This is a genomic window from Pseudomonas sp. R1-15 (assembly GCF_051132085.1).
GTDB lineage: Bacteria > Pseudomonadota > Gammaproteobacteria > Pseudomonadales > Pseudomonadaceae > Aquipseudomonas.
Genome location: NZ_CP071660.1, coordinates 299362 through 320949, shown reverse-complemented (window position 1 = coordinate 320949; position 21588 = coordinate 299362). Strand labels below are relative to the sequence as shown.

Annotated in this window: 23 protein-coding genes; 12 read left to right on the top strand and 11 right to left on the bottom strand. The window is 60.7% G+C overall.

Annotation, left to right across the window (positions count from 1 at the left end; genetic code table 11):
• The first annotated feature begins 19 nt into the window (after window positions 1-19).
• From rfbC to J3P97_RS01350, 4 genes are all read left to right on the top strand, one after another.
• Window positions 20-568 carry a dTDP-4-dehydrorhamnose 3,5-epimerase gene (gene rfbC, locus J3P97_RS01365; protein WP_434673307.1) on the top strand — a complete coding sequence of 183 codons (549 nt, stop codon included), beginning with the start codon at window positions 20-22 and terminating at the stop codon, window positions 566-568.
• 61 nt (window positions 569-629) lie between these two features.
• Complete coding sequence (locus J3P97_RS01360) at window positions 630-2438, top strand: sensor histidine kinase (RefSeq protein ID WP_434673306.1); 1809 nt, start codon at window positions 630-632, stop codon at window positions 2436-2438.
• A complete protein-coding gene (locus J3P97_RS01355; RefSeq protein WP_434673305.1) occupies window positions 2435-3823 on the top strand; it encodes a sigma-54-dependent transcriptional regulator in 1389 nt (462 codons plus the stop codon). Before J3P97_RS01360 ends, J3P97_RS01355 begins: the two co-directional genes overlap by 4 nt.
• Before the next feature lie 35 nt (window positions 3824-3858).
• Entirely contained in the window at window positions 3859-4314 is a 456-nt protein-coding gene (locus J3P97_RS01350; RefSeq protein ID WP_434602511.1) for a YiiD C-terminal domain-containing protein, read from the top strand.
• A gap of 145 nt (window positions 4315-4459) precedes the next feature.
• Here J3P97_RS01350 and cysQ read toward each other — a convergent pair whose 3' ends face one another.
• Complete coding sequence (cysQ, locus tag J3P97_RS01345) at window positions 4460-5287, bottom strand: 3'(2'),5'-bisphosphate nucleotidase CysQ (RefSeq protein ID WP_434673304.1); 828 nt, start codon at window positions 5285-5287, stop codon at window positions 4460-4462.
• Window positions 5284-5850, bottom strand: a complete 567-nt coding sequence (gene nudE / locus J3P97_RS01340; protein ID WP_305497515.1) for an ADP compounds hydrolase NudE — start codon at window positions 5848-5850, stop codon at window positions 5284-5286. Before nudE ends, cysQ begins: the two co-directional genes overlap by 4 nt.
• Before the next feature lie 89 nt (window positions 5851-5939).
• Between nudE and yrfG the strand changes: the two genes are divergently transcribed.
• Entirely contained in the window at window positions 5940-6602 is a 663-nt protein-coding gene (gene yrfG / locus J3P97_RS01335) for a GMP/IMP nucleotidase (RefSeq protein ID WP_305497516.1), read from the top strand.
• 111 nt (window positions 6603-6713) lie between these two features.
• Here the strand turns inward: yrfG and lysM are convergent, their stop codons facing one another.
• A complete protein-coding gene (lysM, locus tag J3P97_RS01330) occupies window positions 6714-7163 on the bottom strand; it encodes a peptidoglycan-binding protein LysM (protein ID WP_434570328.1) in 450 nt (149 codons plus the stop codon).
• Between the two features lie 136 nt (window positions 7164-7299).
• Here lysM and J3P97_RS01325 point away from each other — a divergent pair, with 136 nt between their 5' ends.
• The 4 genes from J3P97_RS01325 to J3P97_RS01310 all read left to right on the top strand — a co-directional run bounded on the left by J3P97_RS01325 (window position 7300) and on the right by J3P97_RS01310 (window position 12183).
• Complete coding sequence (locus J3P97_RS01325; RefSeq protein ID WP_305497518.1) at window positions 7300-8184, top strand: LysR family transcriptional regulator; 885 nt, start codon at window positions 7300-7302, stop codon at window positions 8182-8184.
• A 93-nt stretch (window positions 8185-8277) separates the two neighbouring features.
• A complete protein-coding gene (fdhD, locus tag J3P97_RS01320; RefSeq protein ID WP_305497519.1) occupies window positions 8278-9117 on the top strand; it encodes a formate dehydrogenase accessory sulfurtransferase FdhD in 840 nt (279 codons plus the stop codon).
• On the top strand, window positions 9114-11462 hold the full coding sequence (locus J3P97_RS01315) for an FdhF/YdeP family oxidoreductase (RefSeq protein ID WP_434673303.1): 2349 nt from the start codon (window positions 9114-9116) through the stop codon (window positions 11460-11462). Before fdhD ends, J3P97_RS01315 begins: the two co-directional genes overlap by 4 nt.
• A 238-nt stretch (window positions 11463-11700) precedes the next feature.
• On the top strand, window positions 11701-12183 hold the full coding sequence (locus tag J3P97_RS01310; RefSeq protein WP_305497521.1) for a glycine zipper domain-containing protein: 483 nt from the start codon (window positions 11701-11703) through the stop codon (window positions 12181-12183).
• Window positions 12184-12266: 83 nt separating this feature from the next.
• Here J3P97_RS01310 and J3P97_RS01305 read toward each other — a convergent pair whose 3' ends face one another.
• The 5 genes from J3P97_RS01305 to J3P97_RS01285 all read right to left on the bottom strand — a co-directional run bounded on the left by J3P97_RS01305 (window position 12267) and on the right by J3P97_RS01285 (window position 15848).
• On the bottom strand, window positions 12267-12686 hold the full coding sequence (locus J3P97_RS01305; RefSeq protein ID WP_434673302.1) for an acyl-CoA thioesterase: 420 nt from the start codon (window positions 12684-12686) through the stop codon (window positions 12267-12269).
• 48 nt (window positions 12687-12734) lie between these two features.
• Window positions 12735-13961: a 3-hydroxyacyl-CoA dehydrogenase NAD-binding domain-containing protein gene (locus J3P97_RS01300; RefSeq protein ID WP_434673301.1), complete on the bottom strand. Its 1227-nt coding sequence runs from the start codon at window positions 13959-13961 to the stop codon at window positions 12735-12737.
• Window positions 13962-14083: 122 nt separating this feature from the next.
• Window positions 14084-14335: a hypothetical protein gene (locus J3P97_RS01295; RefSeq protein ID WP_434673300.1), complete on the bottom strand. Its 252-nt coding sequence runs from the start codon at window positions 14333-14335 to the stop codon at window positions 14084-14086.
• Window positions 14336-14353: 18 nt separating this feature from the next.
• Window positions 14354-14605: a colicin E3-like toxin immunity protein gene (locus tag J3P97_RS01290; protein WP_434673299.1), complete on the bottom strand. Its 252-nt coding sequence runs from the start codon at window positions 14603-14605 to the stop codon at window positions 14354-14356.
• Between the two features lie 7 nt (window positions 14606-14612).
• Window positions 14613-15848, bottom strand: coding sequence for a colicin E3/pyocin S6 family cytotoxin (locus J3P97_RS01285; RefSeq protein ID WP_434673298.1), 1236 nt, complete (start codon window positions 15846-15848; stop codon window positions 14613-14615).
• A 179-nt stretch (window positions 15849-16027) separates the two neighbouring features.
• Between J3P97_RS01285 and J3P97_RS01280 the strand changes: the two genes are divergently transcribed.
• Window positions 16028-16390 carry a DUF1493 family protein gene (locus tag J3P97_RS01280; protein ID WP_434673297.1) on the top strand — a complete coding sequence of 121 codons (363 nt, stop codon included), beginning with the start codon at window positions 16028-16030 and terminating at the stop codon, window positions 16388-16390.
• 223 nt (window positions 16391-16613) lie between these two features.
• Here the strand turns inward: J3P97_RS01280 and J3P97_RS01275 are convergent, their stop codons facing one another.
• The 3 genes from J3P97_RS01275 to J3P97_RS01265 form a co-directional block, all read right to left on the bottom strand.
• Window positions 16614-18158 carry a phosphoenolpyruvate carboxykinase gene (locus J3P97_RS01275; protein ID WP_092253286.1) on the bottom strand — a complete coding sequence of 515 codons (1545 nt, stop codon included), beginning with the start codon at window positions 18156-18158 and terminating at the stop codon, window positions 16614-16616.
• A gap of 178 nt (window positions 18159-18336) precedes the next feature.
• Entirely contained in the window at window positions 18337-19239 is a 903-nt protein-coding gene (gene hslO, locus J3P97_RS01270; protein ID WP_434673296.1) for an Hsp33 family molecular chaperone HslO, read from the bottom strand.
• A 240-nt stretch (window positions 19240-19479) separates the two neighbouring features.
• Window positions 19480-19884, bottom strand: a complete 405-nt coding sequence (locus J3P97_RS01265; RefSeq protein ID WP_434673295.1) for an RNA-binding S4 domain-containing protein — start codon at window positions 19882-19884, stop codon at window positions 19480-19482.
• 295 nt (window positions 19885-20179) lie between these two features.
• Here J3P97_RS01265 and J3P97_RS01260 point away from each other — a divergent pair, with 295 nt between their 5' ends.
• Both J3P97_RS01260 and rimK read left to right on the top strand, forming a co-directional pair.
• Window positions 20180-20602: an ATP-dependent zinc protease family protein gene (locus J3P97_RS01260; protein ID WP_305501394.1), complete on the top strand. Its 423-nt coding sequence runs from the start codon at window positions 20180-20182 to the stop codon at window positions 20600-20602.
• Window positions 20599-21504, top strand: a complete 906-nt coding sequence (rimK, locus tag J3P97_RS01255; protein WP_003196697.1) for a 30S ribosomal protein S6--L-glutamate ligase — start codon at window positions 20599-20601, stop codon at window positions 21502-21504. The genes J3P97_RS01260 and rimK overlap by 4 nt, the downstream gene beginning before the upstream one ends.
• The last annotated feature ends 84 nt before the right edge of the window (window positions 21505-21588 follow it).

Genomic DNA, 21588 nt, shown 5'->3' with positions numbered 1-21588 from the left:
ATTCCCATGGAGACACCCAATGAATGTAATCGCCACCGACCTGCCCGGTGTCCTGATCATCGAACCCAAGGTATTTGGTGACGAGCGCGGTTTTTTTTATGAAAGCTTCAACGCCAAGGCATTCAAGGACGCGACCGGCATCGACACTCAATTCGTGCAGGACAACCATTCTCGCTCGCTGAAAGGCGTGCTGCGCGGCCTGCATTACCAATTGCAGAACACCCAGGGCAAACTCGTGCGTGTCACCGTCGGTGAAGTGCTTGATGTGGCCGTGGACATCCGCCGCAGCTCGCCGAATTTCGGAAAATGGGTTGCGGTACGCCTCAGCGCCGACAATCACCGTCAACTCTGGGTGCCACCAGGGTTCGCCCACGGCTTTGTGGTCCTGAGTGAATTCGCGGAATTCCTCTACAAGACCACCAACTACTACGACCCGACATCCGAACGCAGCCTGTTGTGGAACGACCCCACACTGAACATCGACTGGCAATTGGGAGATATCCAGCCGCAACTGTCCGGCAAGGACCTGGCGGCTTCGACCCTGGAGCATGCGGACGTCTTCGCCTGATCGAAGACGCTGGCGTGCGTCCTAGGCATAATGCGCCTGTCCCCACAGGCGCATCATGCTCATGAATTCCACTCTCCCCCGCAGACCCCGTTGGCGCAGCCTGGCACTGCTGGCCCTGTGCCTGGCGCCGTTGCTGTGGCCGCTGGAGCACCTGGCGGAGCGTTACTACCGCAGCGAGCTGGCCGGGCAGAATCGCCAGACGCTCGATCTCTACGTCGCCAACCTGTTGGGAACCCTGCACCGCTATGAAGTGCTGCCGCAGATTCTTGGCGAGCTGCCGCCCCTGCGCGCGGTCCTGTCTGCGCCGGATGATGGCGTTACCCAGGGCAATGCCAATCGATTGCTGAAGAACATCAGCGCCCAGACTGGCGCTGAAGTCATGTACTTGATGGACGCCACTGGCAAGACCCTGGCGGCATCGAACTGGGACAAGCACGACAGTTTCGTCGGGCGCAATTTTGCTTTCCGCCCGTACTACATCGAAGCCATGGCCGGGCGTCTTGGACGCTTCTTCGGCCTGGGCACCACGTCGGGCAAGCGCGGTTACTTCTTTGCCGCCGCCGTACGTGATCGCGAAAAAGTCATTGGCGTACTGGTGGTCAAGGTCGACCTGGACCACACCGAAAGCCTGTGGGGCAAGACCCCTGAACAATTGCTGGTGACCGACCATAATGGCGTGGTAATCCTGACTTCACGCCAGGAGTGGCGGTTTCGCGCAACCCGCCCTTTGAGCATCGAAGAGAGCAAGGCGATCAGCGCGGTCCAACCCTACCCGACCCGCGATCCGAAGCCGCTTCATCTGGACGCCAATGCCTGGCTGACCCAGACCCAGGTCATCGAAGAGACAGGCTGGAACGTGAGCATCCTGGCCCCGCGAACGCTGATCGATCGTCCGGTGCGCACGGTGGTGGTCATTGGTGGCTCGGCGTTGCTGGTCTTGATGTTGCTGCTCGGGTTGATGATGCAGCGCCGGCGCCATTACCTGGAACGGATCGCCTTCGAAGCCAAGGCCCGGCTTGAGCTGGAAGGTCGGGTGGCGGAACGCACCAGTGACCTGGAAGGCCTCAACCGGCGCCTGCGCCAGGAAGTTCTGGAGCGCGAGCAGGCCCAGCAGGAGCTGGTCCGCGCCCAGGACGACCTGGTGCAGGCCGGCAAGCTGTCGGCCCTTGGCACCATGTCGGCGAGCATCAGCCATGAACTCAACCAGCCGCTGGCGGCCATTCGAAGCTACGCGGAAAACGCCGAGATCCTGCTCGATCACCAGCGCACCGACGACGCCCGGGGCAATCTCAAGCTGATCAGCGAACTGACCGGGCGCATGGCCTCGATCATCGCCCATTTGCGCGCTTTTGCCCGCCGCGACCGCCACGCGCCGGAAAGCGTCGCCCTGCAACCGGCGTTGGACGATGCCTTGGCGCTGCTCGCCAAACGTCGGCGCAGCATGGAAGTGGAACTGATCCGTGACCTGCCGGCCGCCACCTTGTGGGTCGAGGCCGGCGAAACACGCTTGCGCCAGGTGCTGGGCAACCTGCTGGCAAACGCCCTTGATGCCCTGACCGAAAAGGGCCCGCCGCGCAGACTCTGGCTCAGTGCCCAGGCAACGGAAACCGGAGTCAACCTGTACATACGCGATAACGGCCCGGGGTTCTGCATGGAAGCCCTGGGCCGGGCCGGCGAGCCTTTCTATACCACCAAGACCCGCACCCAGGGTCTTGGCCTGGGGCTGGCGATCTGCGACACCCTGATGCGCGCCTTCGGCGGCGAGCTGTTGTTCGCCAATCACAAGGAAGGCGGCGCCCTGATTACCCTGAAGCTGCGCGCGGGCGCGCCCGGGGTGAGCCTGCAACCGTCCGAGGACCGTAGTGTATGACCATCGATAACCAGATTGAGGTGGTGCTGATCGACGACGATCCCCACCTGCGTCAGGCCTTGAGCCAGACCCTCGACCTGGCCGGCCTGAAGATCCTCCCCCTGGGCGAGGCCAATGGCTTGGCCGGGCAATTGCCGCGAGACTGGCCCGGCGTGGTTGTCAGCGACATTCGCATGCCCGGCATGGACGGCCTTGAACTGCTGAACCAGCTGCACGCACAGGATCCGGAGCTGCCGGTCCTGTTGATTACCGGCCACGGCGATGTACCGCTGGCGGTCCAGGCAATGCGCGCCGGGGCCTATGACTTCCTGGAGAAACCCTTCGCCAGCGATCATTTGCTCGACAGCGTCCGTCGCGCCCTGGCCCTGCGCCGCCTGGTCCTGGACAACCGCAGCCTGCGCCTGGCCCTTAGTGACCGGCATGAACTCAGCGCCCGCCTGGTTGGCCAATCGGCGCCCATGCTGCGCCTGCGCGAGCAGATCGGCGCCTTGGCGGCGACCCGCGCCGACGTGTTGATCCTCGGTGAAACCGGGGCCGGCAAGGAAGTGGTCGCCCGCGCACTGCACGACCTCTCAAGCCGGCGCAACGGGCCCTTCGTGGCGATCAACGCCGGCGCCCTGGCTGAGTCAGTGGTGGAAAGCGAACTGTTCGGCCACGAGCCCGGCGCCTTCACCGGCGCGCAAAAACGCCGTATCGGCAAGTTCGAATTCGCCAATGGCGGCACATTATTCCTCGATGAAATCGAAAGCATGAGTCTGGACGTACAGGTCAAACTGCTGCGCCTGCTGCAAGAGCGCGTAGTGGAACGGCTGGGGGGCAACCAGCAGATCCCGCTGGATATCCGCGTCATCGCCGCCACCAAGGAAGACCTGCGCCAGGCCGCCGACCAGGGCCGTTTTCGCGCCGACTTGTATTACCGCCTGAACGTCGCGCCGCTGCGTATTCCGCCGTTGCGCGAACGCGGCGAAGATGTGCTGATGCTGTTCCAGCACTTTGCCAACGAAGCCAGCACCCGCCATGGCCTGCCGCCGCACGAACTGCAGCCGCCCCACCGGGCGCTGCTGTTACGCCACAGCTGGCCGGGTAACGTGCGCGAATTGCAGAACGCCGCCGAACGTTTTGCCCTGGGCCTGGAACTGGCACTGGACAACAGCGCGCCGGACAGCAGCCCCGCTGCGGTGGATGTGATCAGCGGCGGCCTGAGCGAGCAGGTGGAGAACTTTGAAAAAACCCTGATCGCTGCCGAACTGGCCCGTTCCCACAGCTCCGTACGCAGCCTCGCCGAAGCCTTGGGCATTCCGCGCAAGACGCTGCACGACAAGTTGCGCAAACACGGGCTGAACTTCGGCGACAGCAGCCATGGCCCGACCGAAGAGTCGGATTGAGCTCCACCCTTTCACTTTCAGCCAAGAGGGCCTGTATGAACCGCGACAGCCACTACCTGGAAACGATCCTGCACCGGGACATCCCGCTGACGCAGGACATGGGACTGAAGGTGCTCGGCTGGCAAGCCCGGCAGCTACGCTTGTTCCTGCCGATCGCGGCCAACGTCAATCACAAGAGCACCATGTTCGGCGGCAGCCTGTATTGCGGCGCCGTGCTCGGTGGCTGGGGCTGGCTGCACCTGGCGCTGCGCGAGGAAGGCATCGAAGACGGGCACATTGTGATCCAGGAAGGGCAGATCAGTTATCCGCTACCGGTTACCCGCGACGCGACCGTCATCTGTGAGGCGCCCGATGAAAAGACCTGGACGCGTTTCCTGGCCACTTATCGTCGCTACGGACGGGCAAGGCTGACCTTGCAGACGCAGGTGGTAAATGTGGATAGCGAGGACCTGGCGGTGCAGTTTGAAGGGCAGTACGTGCTGCATCGCTGATTGGCGCATAGACCCGTGGCGAGGGAGCTTGCTCCCGCTCGGCTGCGCAGCAGACGCTTTGGGGCCGCTTCGCCCGAAGCGTCGGACCGGCCCAGCGGGAGCAAGCTCCCTCGCCACAAAAGCTTCTGGGCTAAAAGATCAGATTTTAAGAACGAGCCAGCTCCAGCAACTTCCCACGCCACGGCGCTTTCGCCGGAAGCGCCAGGAAAGACGTATTCAATAACGACTCGCGTGCCGGATAGCAGAACGGCTGGCCCTGCAGGTCGAGTACCTCGCCACCCGCGCCCTCCAGCACGCCCTGGGCAGCGGCGGTGTCCCACTGCGACGTCGGCGCCAGACGCGGGTAGCAATCCGCCGCACCTTCAGCCAAAAGGCAGAACTTCAGCGAACTGCCGATATTGGTCAATTGCAGCGCCCCCAGGCTTTCGCTCAAACCGCCCAGCAGGCGTTCCTGCTCCGGGCTGGTATGACGGCGGCTCGCGACCACCGTAAAGGTTTCACCGCGCGCCAGCACGTTACGCACCACAATGGCCGCAGGCTCGGCATTCCTGTCGCCGCGCCAGGCACCCAGGCCTGCACCGCCGGCATAATAACGACCGTTGGTGGGCATCGACACTACACCGAACACCACTCGCCCGCCCTCGATCAGGGCGATATTCACGGTAAATTCCGCGCTGCCGGAAATGAATTCCTTGGTGCCGTCCAGCGGATCCACCAGCCACCAGCGTTGCCAGCCGGCGCGGACGCTTTGCGCAATATCGGCATCCTCTTCGGAAAGGATCGGGATATCCGGCGCCAGGGCTTTGAGCCCGGCCACGATCACATGATGAGCTGCCATGTCGGCGGCGGTCACCGGCGATTCGTCGGCCTTGCGCACGACCTCCACATCGGCCCGCCAGAAGGGCAGGATCGCGTCGCCAGCCGTGAGCGCCAGCTCGATAACCGGGGCCATCAGGGGATGCGGAAAATTCATGGCAGGTAGGCTCCGCGCTGAGTCAGCAGATCGCGGGCCAGGTACAACGCCGCCAACGCCCGGCCCTCGGTGAATTGAGGGTTCTGCGCCAGGGCCGACAGCTCGCCCAGGTTGACCTTGTCCACACGCATTGGCTCGGGCTCGTCGCCTTCCAGACGCTCCTCGTATAGATCGGTCGCCAGCACCACCTGGATCTTCTGGCTCATGTAGCCGGGAGACAATGACAACTCAGTCAGGTGTTCCAGTTGACGGGCGCCAAAACCGGCTTCCTCCTTGAGCTCGCGCTCGGCCGCCGCCAGCACATCTTCACCTGGCTCGATCAGGCCCTTGGGCAGGGACCATTCGTAGGCCTCGGTACCGCCGCAATACTCTTCCACCAGCACCGCATGGTCGGCGTCGAGCATCGCCACGATCATCACCGCACCGTAACCTGCGCCCTTGCCCGCCAGGCGTTCGTAGGTGCGTTCCACACCGTTGGAAAAACGCAGTTTCAGTTCTTCCACGCAAAACAGGCGGCTGGTGGCGACGATCCGTCGGTCGAGTATGGTGGGTGTCTGGCGCATAAACGGCTCCCTGGGCGATAGCAGGCTACTATACCCGGCCTATCTTGATTGTTTGTGTCGGTTATCTGATTACCGCTGGAGAAGTTTTTATGGCCTTGTTGCCCTGGCACGAGATCGATACGGTTCTGCTGGACATGGACGGCACCTTGCTGGACCTGCATTACGACAATCACTTCTGGCTGGAACATCTGCCCCAACGCTATGCCGAACTGCATGGCGTCAGCCGGGCCATGGCCGAGATGGAACTGCAGCCGCTGTTCGAGCGCAATGCCGGTCAGTTGCAGTGGTACTGCCTGGATTTCTGGAGTGCCGAGCTGAAGCTGCCGGTGCGCGAGTTGAAGCTGGAAACCGCCCACCTGATCGCCCTGCGTCCGGACGCCGATACGTTTCTAGCAGCCATCCAGCAGGCCGGCAAACGGGTCGTTATGATCACCAACGCCCACCGCGACTCGTTGTCCCTGAAGCTGGAACGCATCGAACTGGCCCCGTACTTCGAGCGTTTGATCAGCTCCCACGACTACGGTTTTCCCAAGGAAAGCCCACAATTCTGGGACGCACTGCAAGCCGACCTGGACTTCGACCCGGCCCGGAGCCTGTTCATCGACGATACCCTGCCGGTATTGCGCAGCGCCCGGGATTTTGGCATCGCACATTTACTGGCGGTCAGCGAGCCGGACAGTCGCAAGGGGCCGAAGGATACGGGGGAGTTCGATGCCGTCAGAGATTATCGGGATTTGATTGCCGGGCTTTGAACCGCACCGTCCTCATCGCGAGCAGGCTCGCTCCCACCTTGGCTCGCGGCGAACCAGTAATCTCCGTGGGAGCGAGCCTGCTCGCGATAAGGACACCGCCGAGCTCAAATCCTATTCAGGGATACGCAGTGACTGCCCTGGGTAGATCTTGTCCGGGTGCTTGAGCATCGGTTTGTTGGCTTCGAAAATCTTGTTGTACTTGTTCGGGTCGCCATAAACCCGCTTGGAAATGGCGCTCAAGGTGTCGCCTTTTTCCACGGTGACGAATTTGGCCTGCGTCGCGACCGGGCCGGTCACGGTGATCTGGTCATCGACACCGCTGATACCGGCCACGTTGCCCAGCGCCAGGAGAATCTTTTCCTTCTCCTCCTGAGTTGCGGCTTCGCCCGTGGCGATGACTTTCTCACCTTCGACCTTGACCTGAATCTTTGAAGTATCGATCCCTGTCAGGGCCTCCTGTACATGCTTGGTCAACGCTTCGCTGTTGGCTTCTGCCTTGTCGGGCGTCAGCGCATCGAGGATTTTTTCACCGGCATCTTTCAAGAAACTGAAAAGGCTCATCGTATTCACTCCATGGGTTCAGGTGTCCAGACGCAAAAGACTAGACCAAGCCAACCGACCCCGTTTCCCAGCCGACCAATGACCTCGCCACCGTCAAGGCGCTAGAATCCGAATCTTCCCGCGCCCAGGAGCGAAGATGGACATCAAGCAGCTGAAATTTCTTATCGCGCTCGAAGAAACCCGCCACTTTGGCCAGGCTGCAGCCCGCTGTCACATCACCCAGCCCACTTTGTCGATGCGCCTGCGCAGCCTGGAGGAAGAGCTGGGTTTGCCACTGGTCAATCGCGGCCAGCGCTTCGAGGGTTTTACCGCACCGGGCGAACGGGTGCTGGCCTGGGCGCGCACGGTGTTGGCGGCCTACGACGGACTGCAGGCTGAAGCGGCGGCCTGTCGCGGCAACCTGGTGGGCACGCTGCGCCTGGGCGTGGTTCCGCTGTCGGATTTCGACCCGTTGGCGATGATGCAGCGCCTGCACACCGACCATCCCAGCCTGCGTTTCGAATTGTCGTCCCTGAGCTCCGAACGCATTCTCGAACAATTGGCGAACAACCGGATCGACCTGGGCATCTCCTACCTGGAACGTCTGGACAACGAGCGTTTCGAAGCCCTGCCCTTCGCCCATACCCGCATGGGCCTGCTATACGACCAACGGTTTTTCTTTTTTGGCGAAGAACCGCTGAGCTGGGAAGCGCTAGTGGAGCTGCCCCTGGGCATGCTCACCAGCGGAATGCATTTTCGCCAATCCATCGACCATCACTTCCACAGCCGGGGGCTGACACCCCAACCGCTGCTGCAAACCGACGCGGTGCACCAATTGTTACAAGCTGTGCACGGTGGACTGTGTTGCGCCGTGGTACCGCTGGAAAGCGGGCTGAAGCTCACCGAAGACCTGCGAATCCAGCCCATCGACAGCGCCCAGACGCTGGTCCCGCTGGGGCTGATCATGCGGCGCGGCGCCCCACGCTCGGCATTGGCGGAGGCCTGTTTCGCCCTTTATCAGCAATCAGTAACCATTCCTTGATCGACGTCATCTATTGAAGGATCAGTAATAGCGATTAGACGTGGCAGATTGCCGCATTTAGTCTTAGGACTATTCCTACTCTCAGTGATGCCCATGAACGACAAGCCTCCGGTCTGTCCTGCGCCTGCCTTGGAAGCCTCCAAGCCAGCCGCCAGCCAGAGCTATCGCTACTGCAACCTGGACCACTCGCAATCGGACAGCGCCGCGCTGGCCGAGGAAGTGGCGTTGGCGATTGCCTATAACGGCATCAGCCAAGCGGTAATGTTGGTCACGCCCACTGACCTGGAAGATTTTATCGTCGGCTTCAGCCTCGGCAGCGGCATCATCGAAGACCCGGCGGATATCTATGACCTGCAACTGAGCGGAGCCGGTTCCGCGCAATATGCCCAAGTCACCATTGCCAACCGCGCCTTCTGGAACCTCAAGCAACAACGTCGGCAACTGGCCGGCACCAGCGGTTGCGGGCTGTGCGGGGTGGAGGCGGTGGAACAGGCGCTGCCCAACCTCAAGATGCTGCCGGGCGCACCGCTGCCACCGGCGCAATGGCTTGACGGCCTGCGCCAGCGCATCGGCCAGTTCCAACCCCTGGGCCAGCACTGCGGCGCGGTACACGCGGCGCTGTTCATGAATGACCAGGGTGAATTGCTGCTGGGCCGCGAAGACATCGGTCGCCACAACGCCCTCGACAAATTGATCGGTGCGCTGATCCGGCAGCAGATCCCGATAGCCGGGGGCCTGGCGATCGTCACCAGCCGTTGCAGCCTCGAATTGATTCAAAAAGTATTGCGTGCGGGCATCCAGACGCTGGTCAGCCTGTCGTCGCCCACCGGCCTCGCCGTGCAATGGGCTCGCCAACACAACCTCAACCTCATCCACCTGCCGCAAAAAAGTGCGCCGCGGGTCTACAGCCCTGCGATGGAGAATCAAGCGTGAGCAATCATCAACAAGCCAACCAGAAACCCGCACCGCGCTACAAGCCTTACAAGGGCCCGGCCGGTGGTTGGGGCGCGCTGATCAGCGTCGCCCAGGCCTGGCTGACCAGCGATAACGCGCTGAAAAACATTCGCATGATGCTCAAGACCAACCAGAACGGCGGTTTCGACTGCCCTGGCTGCGCCTGGGGTGACTCGCCGGAAAGCGGCATGGTGAAGTTCTGCGAGAACGGCGCCAAGGCGGTGAATTGGGAAGCGACCAAGCGTCGTGTCGACGCGGCTTTTTTCGCCAGGCACAGCGTGACGTCGTTGCTGGAGCAGAGCGACTACTGGCTCGAATACCAGGGCCGCCTGACGGAGCCGATGAGCTACGACGCGCAAACCGACCGCTACAAGCCCATCAGTTGGGAAGCCGCGTTCGCGATGATCGGTAAACACTTGCAAGGGTTGTCCAGCCCGAGCCAGGCCGAGTTCTACACCTCGGGCCGCGCGAGCAATGAAGCGGCTTATTTGTACCAGCTGTTCGTGCGCGCCTATGGCACCAACAATTTCCCCGACTGCTCGAACATGTGCCATGAGGCCAGCGGCGTGGCCCTGTCTCAAAGTGTCGGGGTGGGCAAGGGCACGGTAACCTTTGACGACTTCGAGCATGCCGATGCGATTTTCGTCTGGGGCCAGAACCCCGGCACCAACCACCCGCGGATGCTCGAACCGCTGCGCGAAGCCGTGAAGCGCGGCGCCCAGGTGGTGTGTATCAACCCGCTGAAAGAGCGTGGCCTGGAGCGTTTCCAACATCCGCAACACCCGCTGGAAATGCTTACCAACGGCGACAAACCCACCAACACCGCGTATTTCCGCCCAGCTCTGGGCGGCGACATGGCCGTGCTGCGGGGCATGGCGAAGTTCCTGCTGCAATGGGAACGTGACGCGCAGAACAGCGGCGCCCCTGCGGTATTCGATCATGCGTTCCTCAACGAGCACAGCGCCAACGTCCTGGATTACCTGGCAGTGGTTGACGACACCCCTTGGGAGCAGATCGCCGAGCAATCCGGGTTGACGCTCGCCGAAATCGAACAAGCGGCGCGCATGTACGCCAAGGCCAAGAACGTGATCATGTGCTGGGCGATGGGTATCACCCAGCACCGCCATTCGGTGGCGACGATCCAGGAAATCGCCAACCTGATGATGCTGCGCGGCAACATTGGCAAGCCAGGCGCCGGCCTGTGCCCGGTGCGTGGCCACAGCAACGTGCAGGGCGACCGGACCATGGGAATCAACGAGCGCCCGCCCGTTGCATTCCTCGACGCTCTGGAACGGCGCTTCCAGTTCAAGGTACCGCGTGAAAACGGCCACAACGTGGTCGAGGCGATCCACGCCATGGCCGAGGGCCGGGCCAAGGTGTTCATCGCTCTGGGCGGCAACTTCGCCCAGGCTACGCCAGACAGCCACCGGACCTTCCAGGCCCTTGGCAATTGCGACCTGACGGTACAGATCAGCACCAAGCTCAACCGCAGCCACCTGGCCCATGGCAAGGAAGCGTTGATCCTGCCGTGCCTGGGCCGGACTGACATCGACCTGCAAGCCGATGGCCCGCAGGCGGTGACGGTGGAGGACTCCTTCAGCATGGTCCACGCCTCGAACGGCCAATTGCAGCCACTGTCGGACCAGATGCGCTCCGAGCCGTGGATCATTGCCGGCATCGCCGCCGCCACCCTGGGCAGCCGCCCGGTGGATTGGAACTGGCTGGTGGCCGATTACAGCCGCATCCGCGACCTGATCGCCGAGACCATCCCTGGCTTCAAGGATTTCAACGAAAAACTCAAGAACCCCGGCGGCTTCTACCTGGGTAACAGCGCGGGGGCACGTCGCTGGAACACGCCTTCGGGCCGCGCCAACTTCAAGCCCAACCTGTTGCCGACCGACCTGATCCACGAACGCACCCGGGCTACAGGCCAGTTGCCGGACCTGATCCTGCAATCCATGCGCTCGCATGACCAGTACAACACCACGATTTATGGCCTCGATGATCGCTATCGTGGCGTGAAGGGCCAACGTGACGTGTTGTTCGTCAACGAAGCGGACATCATCCGCCTGGGCTTCAAGCCAGGGCAGAAGGCAGACATCGTCTCGCTCTGGGATGACGGCCGCGAGCGCCGGGTCAAGGGCTTTACCCTGTTGGCCTTTGATATCCCGGCCGGACAGGCTGCCGCCTATTACCCTGAAGTGAACCCGCTGGTGCCGCTGGAAAGCACCGGCGACGGCAGCCACACCCCGACCTCGAAGTTCGTGGCTATCCGTCTGGAAGCCGCAAGCGAGAACGGGTTGATCATGGCCAAGTCGGCCTGAAGCAATTCCGAGGGGCGCTTCTGGCCCCTCGGGCACTTTTCCAACGGGCACAAAAAAGGCCGTTTTTCAAAAAAACGGCCTGTCCGAAGTAGCTAAAGACCGGCGAAATAACGTTAAGTTCCGCCCAAAAAACAGTAACTTAGAGAATTGTGCACAAGTCGTGTTACTCGTCGGATTTCGATTGTAACCAAGCGAAGCCAGCCTCAGGATCGCGCCGTCATCCCTTTGAGGCTCCTCTATGAAGTTCTCCTCCATTCTCTTGTTGTCCCTTGGCCTGATCAGTGGCGTCGCATCTGCCGGCGGTACCGCCGAAGCAGGTGTAGGCGGCGCATTGGGCGGGGTTTTGGGTTCGGTCGTCGGCCAGTCTCTGGGCGGCAACACCGGTTCCACTATCGGCGCGGCCCTGGGCGGCGCAGGTGGCAGTGCGGTCGGTGCCGATAAACGCAGCCGCGGCGAAGCGGCTATCGGCGGCGCGCTGGGCGCAGCCGGCGGCAACGTGGTTGGCCGCAGCGTGGGCGGCAGCACGGGTAGCCTGATCGGTGCCGCAGCGGGCGGTGGCGCCGGTGGCGCACTGGGTAACTACATGGGCAAGGACGACGATGACGACCGTTATGAAGGTCGCCGTGGTGATCGCCGCTACTACCGTGACGGCCACCCGGGTCGCGGCCATGCCTACGGCCATCGCAAGCATAAGCACAAACATCGCTATCACGACGATTGACGGCTGGCTTGATCCAGACCGTTGAATGATCGCAGCCTTCGGCCCTTCTCGCAGAGACTGACCAAAGGCTGCGATTTTCGTTTTCAGGCCACCAACCGCTCCAACGCCCCGCGTAGCTGATCCGGAATCGCCACTGGCCGATTCGACGTCCGATCTACGAACACATGCACGAAACGCCCCGCCGCACAGGCCTCGTCCTCGCCCGCCTTGAACACCGCCAGCTCATATTGCACCGAACTGTTGCCCAGCTTCCCGACTCGCAGGCCGATTTCGACCCGGTCCGGGAAAGCGATCGAGGCAAAATAATCACAGGCTGAACTCACGACGAAGCCCACCACCCCCCCATCATGGATATCCAGGCCGCCGGTCTCGATCAGATAGGTATTCACCGCTGTATCGAAAAAGCTGTAGTAGGTGACGTTATTGACGTGACCGTACACATCGTTGTCATGCCAGCGTGTGGTCACTGGCTGGAAATGCAGATACTCGGCGCGTTGAGGCATCACTTGTCCTTGGTCAGGCTATCTGAGGCGTTGTGCAGGGTGCAGATACTACCGCTGCGAGAAGCTCTTGCCTTGCGCAGCCAGCTCGCCGATCAGACGGGCAGGCTTCCATTGGTCCCCTTGCTTCGTCTCGAGCTCCAGCAACCGTGCGTGGATGTCTTCGAGGCCCTGCTGATCCGCCCAGGCCATCGGACCGCCCTTGTCCGCCGGGAAGCCATAGCCATTGAGATAAACCAGGTCGATGTCGCGGGAAGACTCGGCAATGTCCTCCTGGAGGATCTTCGCACCTTCGTTGACCAATGCCAGCAAGCAGCGCTCCAGAATCTCCTCGGCAGCTATTTCGCGGCGCTGAAACCCTAGCTCCTCACTGACCCGCAGCACCAGCGCGTCGACCTCGACATCCTGCTCAGCCTGTCGGCTGCCCGGCTCATAGTGGTAGTACCCGTTACCACTCTTTTGGCCGAACCGCCCCATCTCGCACAGGCGGTTGTCCACTTGCACTTCGGGCGCATCCTGACCTTTACCCGCCAGCTCGCGCGCGCGCCATTCCAGGTCGATCCCAACCACGTCGTACATGCGGAACGGCCCCATGGCAAAGCCGAAACCTTGCAGCGCGGCATCGACCTGATGGGGAAACGCTCCCTCCAGCAGCATCTTGCGCGCCTCCAGCACATAGGGATGAAGCATCCGATTGCCGATAAACCCGTGGCAATTGCCCGACACCACGCTCACCTTGCCCATGCGTTTGCCCAGCGCCAGGGCGGCATCCAGCGCCGCCCTGGAGGTTTGCGCGCCACGAACGATTTCGAGCAATTTCATGATGTGCGCCGGACTGAAGAAATGCAGGCCCAGCACTTGAGCCGGCCGGCGCGTGGCGGCGGCAATCGCATCGATGTCCAGCGCCGAGGTGTTGCTTGCCAGGATTGCCTCGGGCTTGAGCATGCCGTCCAGCTCGCGAAAGATCTTCTGCTTGAGTTCAAGGTTCTCGTAGACCGCTTCGATAACCAGATCCACGTTGCGGATTGCCGCGTAGTCGTCCGCCCGAGCTATTCGGGCGATGCGCGCATCGGCTTCGCCTTGGTCGATACGTCCCTGGCGCACGTTATGGGCATAGGTGTCGGCCACCGCCGCCAGCGCCTGCTCAAGCATTTGCGGATTATTGTCGACCCACTGCACCGTAACGCCGGCATTGGCCAGGCACATCACGATGCCTCGCCCCATGGTGCCCGCCCCGACCACCGCGGCGCGCTGGATATCAAAGGATGTCTGGCTCATGTTTGCTCTCTTGTTGGTGATCCAAAGACAGCGTTCACCTTAGTCAGGCGGCGGATTTTTTTGAAATTTATTCGTGTGATGCTGGGCATTCAGCGGATGGATGCAGCTCACAGGTGTGCGGGTTATTCGTTTGATGTCAGGTACAGATCAAGATCTTCACGTAAGGCCAGCGACGCCAAGCGCTGCATTTCAAGAATTTGTTTCGCTGAAAGCCTGAAATCCGCGCCGATATGATCGATGTTGCTCTTCCATTCCATCACGGGAGCCAAGTCCTCTACCGACAAGCTGATGCTCTGCTCAATTACCAATTCGTCCTTGTCCGGATAAAACCCAACACAGCAAAACTCATGATTCTGCCTCCCTCGTTTTTCCATCTTTTTGGTCAGAGGCCATCAAGTGCTCTGATAATCAAAAGATATCTGATAGTCATGCTTCGACAGATCCAAGGCATGTCGAAAATGTGGTTGGAGGACTTCAACCCAGTCGGCATTCACATCAAAGTTTCCGTTGTTGATATTTTTTTCCACAGGGATATCAAGAACATCCATAATCGATGAATCATCCGCAAAGTCCTTTGAATACTCTTTTCCTATTAATAGTTCAGATGTTTTATCAAACCACCGCAGTCTTATTTTTAGCCCCATGTCGCCCTCACAAAAATCTCTTTATGTTACGTTTCGGATTTGGTTGTTTCTTCTGCTCGCCTGTAACGTGATCAAAAGAACCCAGGTGGCTGCCGTCGCTAGCGCGATACACCTCTAACTCAGCGTGCCTGGAGTCCCATTCGTAGACTTTCCTGCCTTTAGCATCGATCCAGCGCTCCCGCAGCCCGCCACCACCCTGACGCGGGGTCTTTGCTTTAGCCTCAATCAAACCAACAAAACCGGTTATAGCATCTGTCTTGGGTGCCTGGTGGTAATCATGGGCCGCCTCCAGTAAGCCTTTTCGCCGCACACTGAAAACGATATATAACGGCGAAACCCCAGCCCCCACCGGAAACACAAGAATGAAATCCTTGAACTCGGGCGGATAAATCGGGTTCACAATAATGCTGTCCGCCATGGGCGTCGGCGGGAAGATCCAGATGCGCGGTGCCTGTGGCGCGGCCTCCAGCGCGGGGATTCCCAGCGTTGCGGTAGGATCAATGGCCGGCGTCCAGATCAACTCGACCCCATCGCCAAAATCCGCCACTTGCTGATTACCACGAAGCTGGAACGTCACCACCGGAATCATTTCCCAGTCGCGCCTTGACTGGGTGTTATAGCCATACCCTTTGAGCGTCCCGTCGGCCTGGGTTTCGACATTCAACCGAACCCGGGTGCGCGCCTGCTCAAGGGAGCGCAGTTGCTCTTCGGTGTACAGCGAACCGTCCGCCAGGTTCGATGGCATCAGCAGCCCCACCAACCCTGCCAGCGCACCCGCCGCCAACGGCGCAGTGACCGCCGCGCCGGCACTCAACGAAGCCAGCGCCGTCCCACCCAGTGCCAACGTGCCAATGCTCGCCGGTAGCGTGCCGCTGATTTTTTCCAGCGGTACGCAGCCTGACTCGTTAACCTCACGGCCGCCCAACAGCGTGAATGCGCCATAAGCACTCAGCAGTTCCGTCGGGATATAGCCGGTTGGATTGTGGTAGTCGATGATCGCATCGGGCAGTTCGCAGGACTTGGCAAACACGCAGCCCTTGATGTCCGGTACTGTCCTTTCACGTACCTGGGCCTGGCGCTGGCTCATATACGCTTCCTGCCGGGCGAGCATGTCTTTGTAAGACTTGAGGTCGGCGTCTCTTTTCGCCAGTTCGGCAGAGGTCATGTCCCGTAGGACCCTGTAGCCTCGGTCGCCACCGCGGAGCTCCCAGACCTGCGGGACACCGGCTTTTCCTTTCGTCATGCTTCGTCCTTGCTCGCTCGCCGCTGCCTCACTGACAGGGCGCGACGAACCTTACCCGGCAGCAAAAAGCAGCGCGTACAGGACGTTTCCGAAACCGCCGTGAGATCTTTCTCTTTTTTAATGCACTAAACTTCCCGGGTCAGACACGCCCTCTTCACCTGTCCTTCGGACTCTCTAACATGCACCTCGCCCCAGACTTTCCTGACGACCTCGCCATGCGTCAGCTCATGGAATTACTCCACGAAGAATTCGGCCTGCCGGAACGCAAGATCATTCGCCTGGACACTGCGGTCAATTTCGATCTGGGCTGCGATGGCGCGGATGCCCGGCACCTGATGGAAGCGCTGGAGGAGCGGTTCGTCATCGACCTTGTCGACTACGACGCCTATCGTTACTTCCAGCCGGAAGGCTTTGATGTGTTTCAAAAACGCAGGGCCAAGGGCCGGGGAGACAAGCTGCCGCTGACCATCGGCATGCTTTACAAAGCGATCAAGGCGCAACGATGGGATACTCGGGAGCTGGAAGCGGATTCACCAACCTGATTTAAGTGCCATTATTCTGGCCGTTTCAGTCTATTTCGTTTGGAATAATGGCAGAATCCTTTTGCGGCCCGATCACCTCAGTCAATGGCCCGTACTGGCGGGAGCGTTAGGACTATCGAGGCGAGAGCAAGAGCATATGGCGCCCGCATTTCGACTTTCGAACCGATAGTGACCCACAAAAAAGCCGCCCTCAAAGGCGGCTTTTTCATTCAATCACCAAGCCTTACAGCTGCGGACCCGCCGCCTTGATCGCGTCGCTCACGTCGAACTTCTTGAAGTTCTCGATGAACAGACCGGCCAGTGCCTTGGCGGCTTCGTCGTAGGCAGCCTTGTCGGCCCAGGTGTTGCGCGGGTTCAGCAGGCCGGTTTCAACGCCTGGGACAGCCAGCGGCACGTCCAGGTTGATGATATCCAGGTGTTCGGTTTCAGCACCGATCAACGCGCCGCTCTGGATCGCCGCGATCACCGCACGGGTGGTCGGGATGTTGAAGCGTTTGCCGACGCCGTAGCCGCCGCCAGTCCAGCCGGTGTTGACCAGGTAGACCTTGGAGCCGAAACCACGGATACGCTTGATCAGCAGCTCTGCATATTCACCGGCCGGGCGCGGGAAGAACGGCGCGCCGAAGCAGGTGGAGAAGGTCGACTTGATGCCGCTGCCCGAGCCCATTTCGGTCGAACCCACCAGTGCGGTGTAGCCGGACAGGAAGTGGTAGGCGGCTTGTTCTTCGCTGAGGATCGACACCGGTGGCAGCACGCCGGTCAGGTCGCAGGTCAGGAAGATCACGGCGTTTGGCTCGCCACCGAGGTTTTTCGGCGCGCGTTTTTCGATCAGCTCGCGCGGATAGGCGGCGCGGCTGTTCTGGGTCAGGCTGTCGTCGGCGTAGTCGGCTTTCTTGGTGACCGGGTCCAGGACCACGTTTTCCAGGACGGCGCCGTGCTGGATGGCTTTCCAGATGACCGGCTCGTTCTTCTCGGACAGGTCGATGCACTTGGCATAGCAACCGCCTTCGATGTTGAAGACCACACCCACGCCCCAGCCGTGCTCGTCGTCACCGATCAGGTAACGGCTTTCGTCGGCGGACAGGGTGGTCTTGCCAGTGCCCGACAGACCGAAGAACAAGGTCACGTCGCCTTCTTCGCCCATGTTGGCGGCGCAGTGCATCGGCAGCACGTCGACCGCTGGGAGCAGGAAGTTCTGCACGGAGAACAGGGCTTTTTTCATTTCGCCGGCGTAGCGCATGCCAGCGATCAGCACTTTCTTGGCAGCAAAGTTGATGATTACGGTGCCGTCGGAATTGGTGCCGTCGCGCTCAGGCTCGCAGACGAAGTTCGGCGCATTGAGGATCTGCCACTCGTCCTTGCCGCCGGCGTTGTACTGCTCGGGATTGATGAACAGGCAACGACCGAACAGGTTGTGCCAGGCCGTCTCGGTGGTCATCTTGACCGGCAGGTAGTGCGCAGGATCGGAACCTACATGCACGTGGGAAACAAAACGCTCGCGCTCACCCAGGTAGGCCTCGACGCGGTTCCACAGGGCATCGAACTTGTCGGCCGGGAACTTGCGATTGATCGGGCCCCAGGCGATGGCGTCCTGGGTAGTCGGCTCTTCCACGATGAAACGGTCGACTGGCGAGCGACCGGTACGATGACCGGTACGAACAACCAGCGCGCCAGTATCGGCAAGCTCGCCTTCACCGCGATTCAGGGCTTCTTTGACCAGATCATCGACACTCAGATCGGTATACACGGCGTTATTGGCTTGCGTCATGAGATTCCCCGTCGGCCCGTGGCCGAGTGCTCCAAACGTTTTGTAGTAGGAAGTCGCGCACTACTACCCGAAAAAAGTGGGCCGGATTATGCCAGAAAAGCCCAAAAAGAGTAGGGCCCTCCCGTCAGTACGGCGTAAATCCGGCGTTTGCCAGGAGATTTACCTGCGCTGAACCGTTTTAGTGACGAGTATCTGACGGTGTGTCGACACCCGCACCGGCGAACAATTGTGCGATGTCCGCCGCGTCGAACAGGTAGCGCTCATTGCAAAACTGGCAATCGATCTCGATGGCGCCGCCATGCTCGATCACCAGTTGCTGCGCATCTTCCAGACCCAGACTGACCAGCGCATTGCCGGATCGTTCACGGGAGCAACTGCATCGGAAGCGCAACGGCTGACCCTCGAACAGGCGCACCTGCTCTTCGTGGTAGAGACGATGCAGAATGGTTTCGTTGTCCAGGCCCAGCAACTCGTCGGCGCTCAAGGTGCTGGCCAGAGCGGTAACGTGCTGCCAGCTGGCGTCACGCTCTTCCGAATCGCGAATGCGATCGGCGGGCAATTGTTGCAACAGCAGGCCACGGGCGCGCCGCCCGTCGGCGTACAGCCAGAAGCGGGTGTTGGTCTGCTGGGACATGACGAAGTAATTGGTGAAGCATTCGGCCAGCGTCGCGCCGTCGAGATCGACAACGCCCTGATAACGCTTGCCATGACTTGGATCGACCGTCAGGGCCAGCACGCCGTTGGGCATCATGTCGGCGAGCGTCGCGTCGGCGCCGATCTGCTCGGCGTGGTACCGGGCCAGGCCACGAATCTCACGCTCGCTGGAGCATTCGATCATCAGCAAGGGGACCGGACCGTCGGAGCGCGCCTGGAGAATCAGCAAGCCATCGAACTTCAAGGTGCCCACTAGCAATGCCGCCGCCGCCATCAGTTCGCCTAGCAGTTGCGCGACCGGCTCCGGATAGGGGTGCTTGGCAAGGACTTCGGCATAGCTACGCTCCAACGCCACCATCTCGCCACGGACGTCGTTGTCGTCGAAGATGAAACGCTGGGTGTAGTCGGTATCCGGTAAATCAGTCATAGGGTCTGGTATCTGCGGTGATGACAAATGATGACAGGCATTTTATGGGCATTCAGGGTGGGTTCCAAGCAAGGCATGACTTTGCCTGGTGGGAAGACTGAGCATCTATCTGCACGTGCAGCGCTGTTGTGGCGAGGGAGCTTGCTCCCGCTCGGTTGCGTAGCGACCGCAAGATTTTGGGGCCGCTGGGCAGCCCAGCGGGAGCAAGCTCCCTCGCCACGGGCTAGATGTGCCGATGTTTTATTCGCTATTGCTGCCATGAAACCTGAACAGGTCGCGACGCTGCTTCTTGCTCGGCTTGCCATCGGTGCTGACGCCCAGGGCCCCGGCCTTGCGTTGTGCGGCCGCAGCTTCGCGCTTGGCGATGCTGGCGTCGGTCTCGCGATAGAGTGTCTGCGCTTCTGGCGCGCCGCGCCGCACAATCGACAGGGCTTCGACCACCACGGTTTTTTCATCGAACCCGGCGCGAATGACGTATTCGTCGCCGATACGTGGCTCTTTGCCAGGCTTGCAACGTTCACCGCGATGGTGAACCTTGCCGCTTTCGATGGCGGCCTTGGCCAGGGCACGGGTCTTAAAGAATCGCGCTGCCCACAACCATTTATCGAGACGGACCTTGTCGTCCTCTTCGCTTTTTTGTGTCACTGCAATTCCTCTTTTCAACCAATAGCCAGAACTGTACTACCGTTTTTGTCGGGCGCACGAATCCGCTCCGACGGATAGAATGCCCGCCGAACCGCTCGCTTGCATTGGCATGCGCCGGTATCGGTTACACCTGTAAACAAGTACGTAGATAACTGTCGCCATTTTGTGATTATTCTGCGTGAATACCGCGATTGCGGAGCCCGCTATCCGATGCGCCAATTTCAGGTTGTTTTTATTGAAGACTTTTGACCATCTGACCGTCGTCGGTCTGCGCGAATGGGTGGCGCTCCCGGATCTGGGAGTCGCAGGCCTGCGGGCAAAAATCGACACCGGCGCCAGCACCTCCAGCCTGCACGCCACCGATATCGAGCCATTCGAGCGCGACGGCGAGAAGTGGGTGCGTTTCACCGCACACCTGGGGACGGTGGTGCAACTGCGCCACCGCCGCTGCGAAGCCCCGCTGGTGGCGCGCAAAACCATCAAGAGCTCCAACGGCCACGCCCAGGTCCGCTACGTGATCAGCACCACGCTGGCGCTGGGTGATCGGTTCTGGCGGGTGGAGTTCACCCTGGCCTGTCGTAAATCCATGCGGTATCGCCTGTTGTTGGGTTCCAAAGCCTTGATCGACGGCCAGCTGGTCGTCAATCCAGGCATCAAATACGTTCAAGACAAACCGGTATTTCCGGTGTCCACTACCTCTGCCACAGGTGTTGCATGAAGATCGCTGTGCTGTCGCGCAATCCGCGCCTGTATTCCACTCGTCGCCTGGTTGAAGCAGGGACGGAACGTGGCCATGAAATGGTGGTGATCGATACCCTGCGCGCCTACATGAACATCGCCAGCCACAAGCCGCAGATCCACTACCGCGGCAAACCGCTGGAAGGGTTTGATGCGGTGATCCCGCGTATCGGCGCATCGGTGACTTTTTATGGCTGCGCAGTGCTGCGCCAGTTCGAGATGATGGGGGTGTTCCCGCTCAATGAGTCTGTCGCTATCGCTCGCTCCCGAGACAAGCTGCGCTCATTGCAATTGCTCTCCCGACGCGGCATCGGCTTGCCGGTAACCGGGTTCGCCCACTCTCCCGATGACATTCCCGACCTGATCGCGATGGTCAACGGCGCGCCGCTGGTGATCAAGGTGCTCGAGGGCACCCAGGGGATCGGTGTCGTGCTGTGCGAGACCGCAACCGCGGCGGAATCGGTGATCGAGGCGTTCATGGGCCTCAAGCAGAACATCATGGTCCAGGAATACATCAAGGAAGCCGGTGGCGCGGACATTCGTTGCTTCGTGGTCGGCGATAAAGTGATCGCCTCGATGAAACGCCAGGCCAAACCCGGTGAGTTTCGCTCCAACCTGCATCGCGGCGGCAGCGCGAGCCTGATCAAGATCACCCCGGAAGAACGCATGACAGCCCTGCGCGCGGCCAAGGTCATGGGATTGGCGGTGGCCGGCGTGGATATCCTGCGCTCCAATCACGGACCGCTGGTGATGGAAGTCAATTCTTCGCCAGGCCTGGAAGGAATCGAGACCACCACCAGCAAGAACGTGGCGGGGATCATCATCGAACACCTGGAAAAAAATGGCGGGCCGAACATGACCCGGACCAAGGGCAAGGGTTGAATCAACACAAAGCCCTGTGGGAGCGAGCTTGCTCGCGATGCGGTGTATCAGCCAGCGTCAACTTTGCTGACTGACCGCAATCGC

Coding starts and splice junctions, on each gene's coding strand:
- rfbC (WP_434673307.1), top strand. CDS start 20: ATGAATGTAATCGCCACCGACCTGCCCGGTGTCCTGATCATCGAACCC.
- J3P97_RS01360 (WP_434673306.1), top strand. CDS start 630: ATGAATTCCACTCTCCCCCGCAGACCCCGTTGGCGCAGCCTGGCACTG.
- J3P97_RS01355 (WP_434673305.1), top strand. CDS start 2,435: ATGACCATCGATAACCAGATTGAGGTGGTGCTGATCGACGACGATCCC.
- J3P97_RS01350 (WP_434602511.1), top strand. CDS start 3,859: ATGAACCGCGACAGCCACTACCTGGAAACGATCCTGCACCGGGACATC.
- cysQ (WP_434673304.1), bottom strand. CDS start 5,287: ATGAATTTTCCGCATCCCCTGATGGCCCCGGTTATCGAGCTGGCGCTC.
- nudE (WP_305497515.1), bottom strand. CDS start 5,850: ATGCGCCAGACACCCACCATACTCGACCGACGGATCGTCGCCACCAGC.
- yrfG (WP_305497516.1), top strand. CDS start 5,940: ATGGCCTTGTTGCCCTGGCACGAGATCGATACGGTTCTGCTGGACATG.
- lysM (WP_434570328.1), bottom strand. CDS start 7,163: ATGAGCCTTTTCAGTTTCTTGAAAGATGCCGGTGAAAAAATCCTCGAT.
- J3P97_RS01325 (WP_305497518.1), top strand. CDS start 7,300: ATGGACATCAAGCAGCTGAAATTTCTTATCGCGCTCGAAGAAACCCGC.
- fdhD (WP_305497519.1), top strand. CDS start 8,278: ATGAACGACAAGCCTCCGGTCTGTCCTGCGCCTGCCTTGGAAGCCTCC.
- J3P97_RS01310 (WP_305497521.1), top strand. CDS start 11,701: ATGAAGTTCTCCTCCATTCTCTTGTTGTCCCTTGGCCTGATCAGTGGC.
- J3P97_RS01305 (WP_434673302.1), bottom strand. CDS start 12,686: ATGCCTCAACGCGCCGAGTATCTGCATTTCCAGCCAGTGACCACACGC.
- J3P97_RS01300 (WP_434673301.1), bottom strand. CDS start 13,961: ATGAGCCAGACATCCTTTGATATCCAGCGCGCCGCGGTGGTCGGGGCG.
- J3P97_RS01295 (WP_434673300.1), bottom strand. CDS start 14,335: ATGGAAAAACGAGGGAGGCAGAATCATGAGTTTTGCTGTGTTGGGTTT.
- J3P97_RS01290 (WP_434673299.1), bottom strand. CDS start 14,605: ATGGGGCTAAAAATAAGACTGCGGTGGTTTGATAAAACATCTGAACTA.
- J3P97_RS01285 (WP_434673298.1), bottom strand. CDS start 15,848: ATGACGAAAGGAAAAGCCGGTGTCCCGCAGGTCTGGGAGCTCCGCGGT.
- J3P97_RS01280 (WP_434673297.1), top strand. CDS start 16,028: ATGCACCTCGCCCCAGACTTTCCTGACGACCTCGCCATGCGTCAGCTC.
- J3P97_RS01275 (WP_092253286.1), bottom strand. CDS start 18,158: ATGACGCAAGCCAATAACGCCGTGTATACCGATCTGAGTGTCGATGAT.
- hslO (WP_434673296.1), bottom strand. CDS start 19,239: ATGACTGATTTACCGGATACCGACTACACCCAGCGTTTCATCTTCGAC.
- rimK (WP_003196697.1), top strand. CDS start 20,599: ATGAAGATCGCTGTGCTGTCGCGCAATCCGCGCCTGTATTCCACTCGT.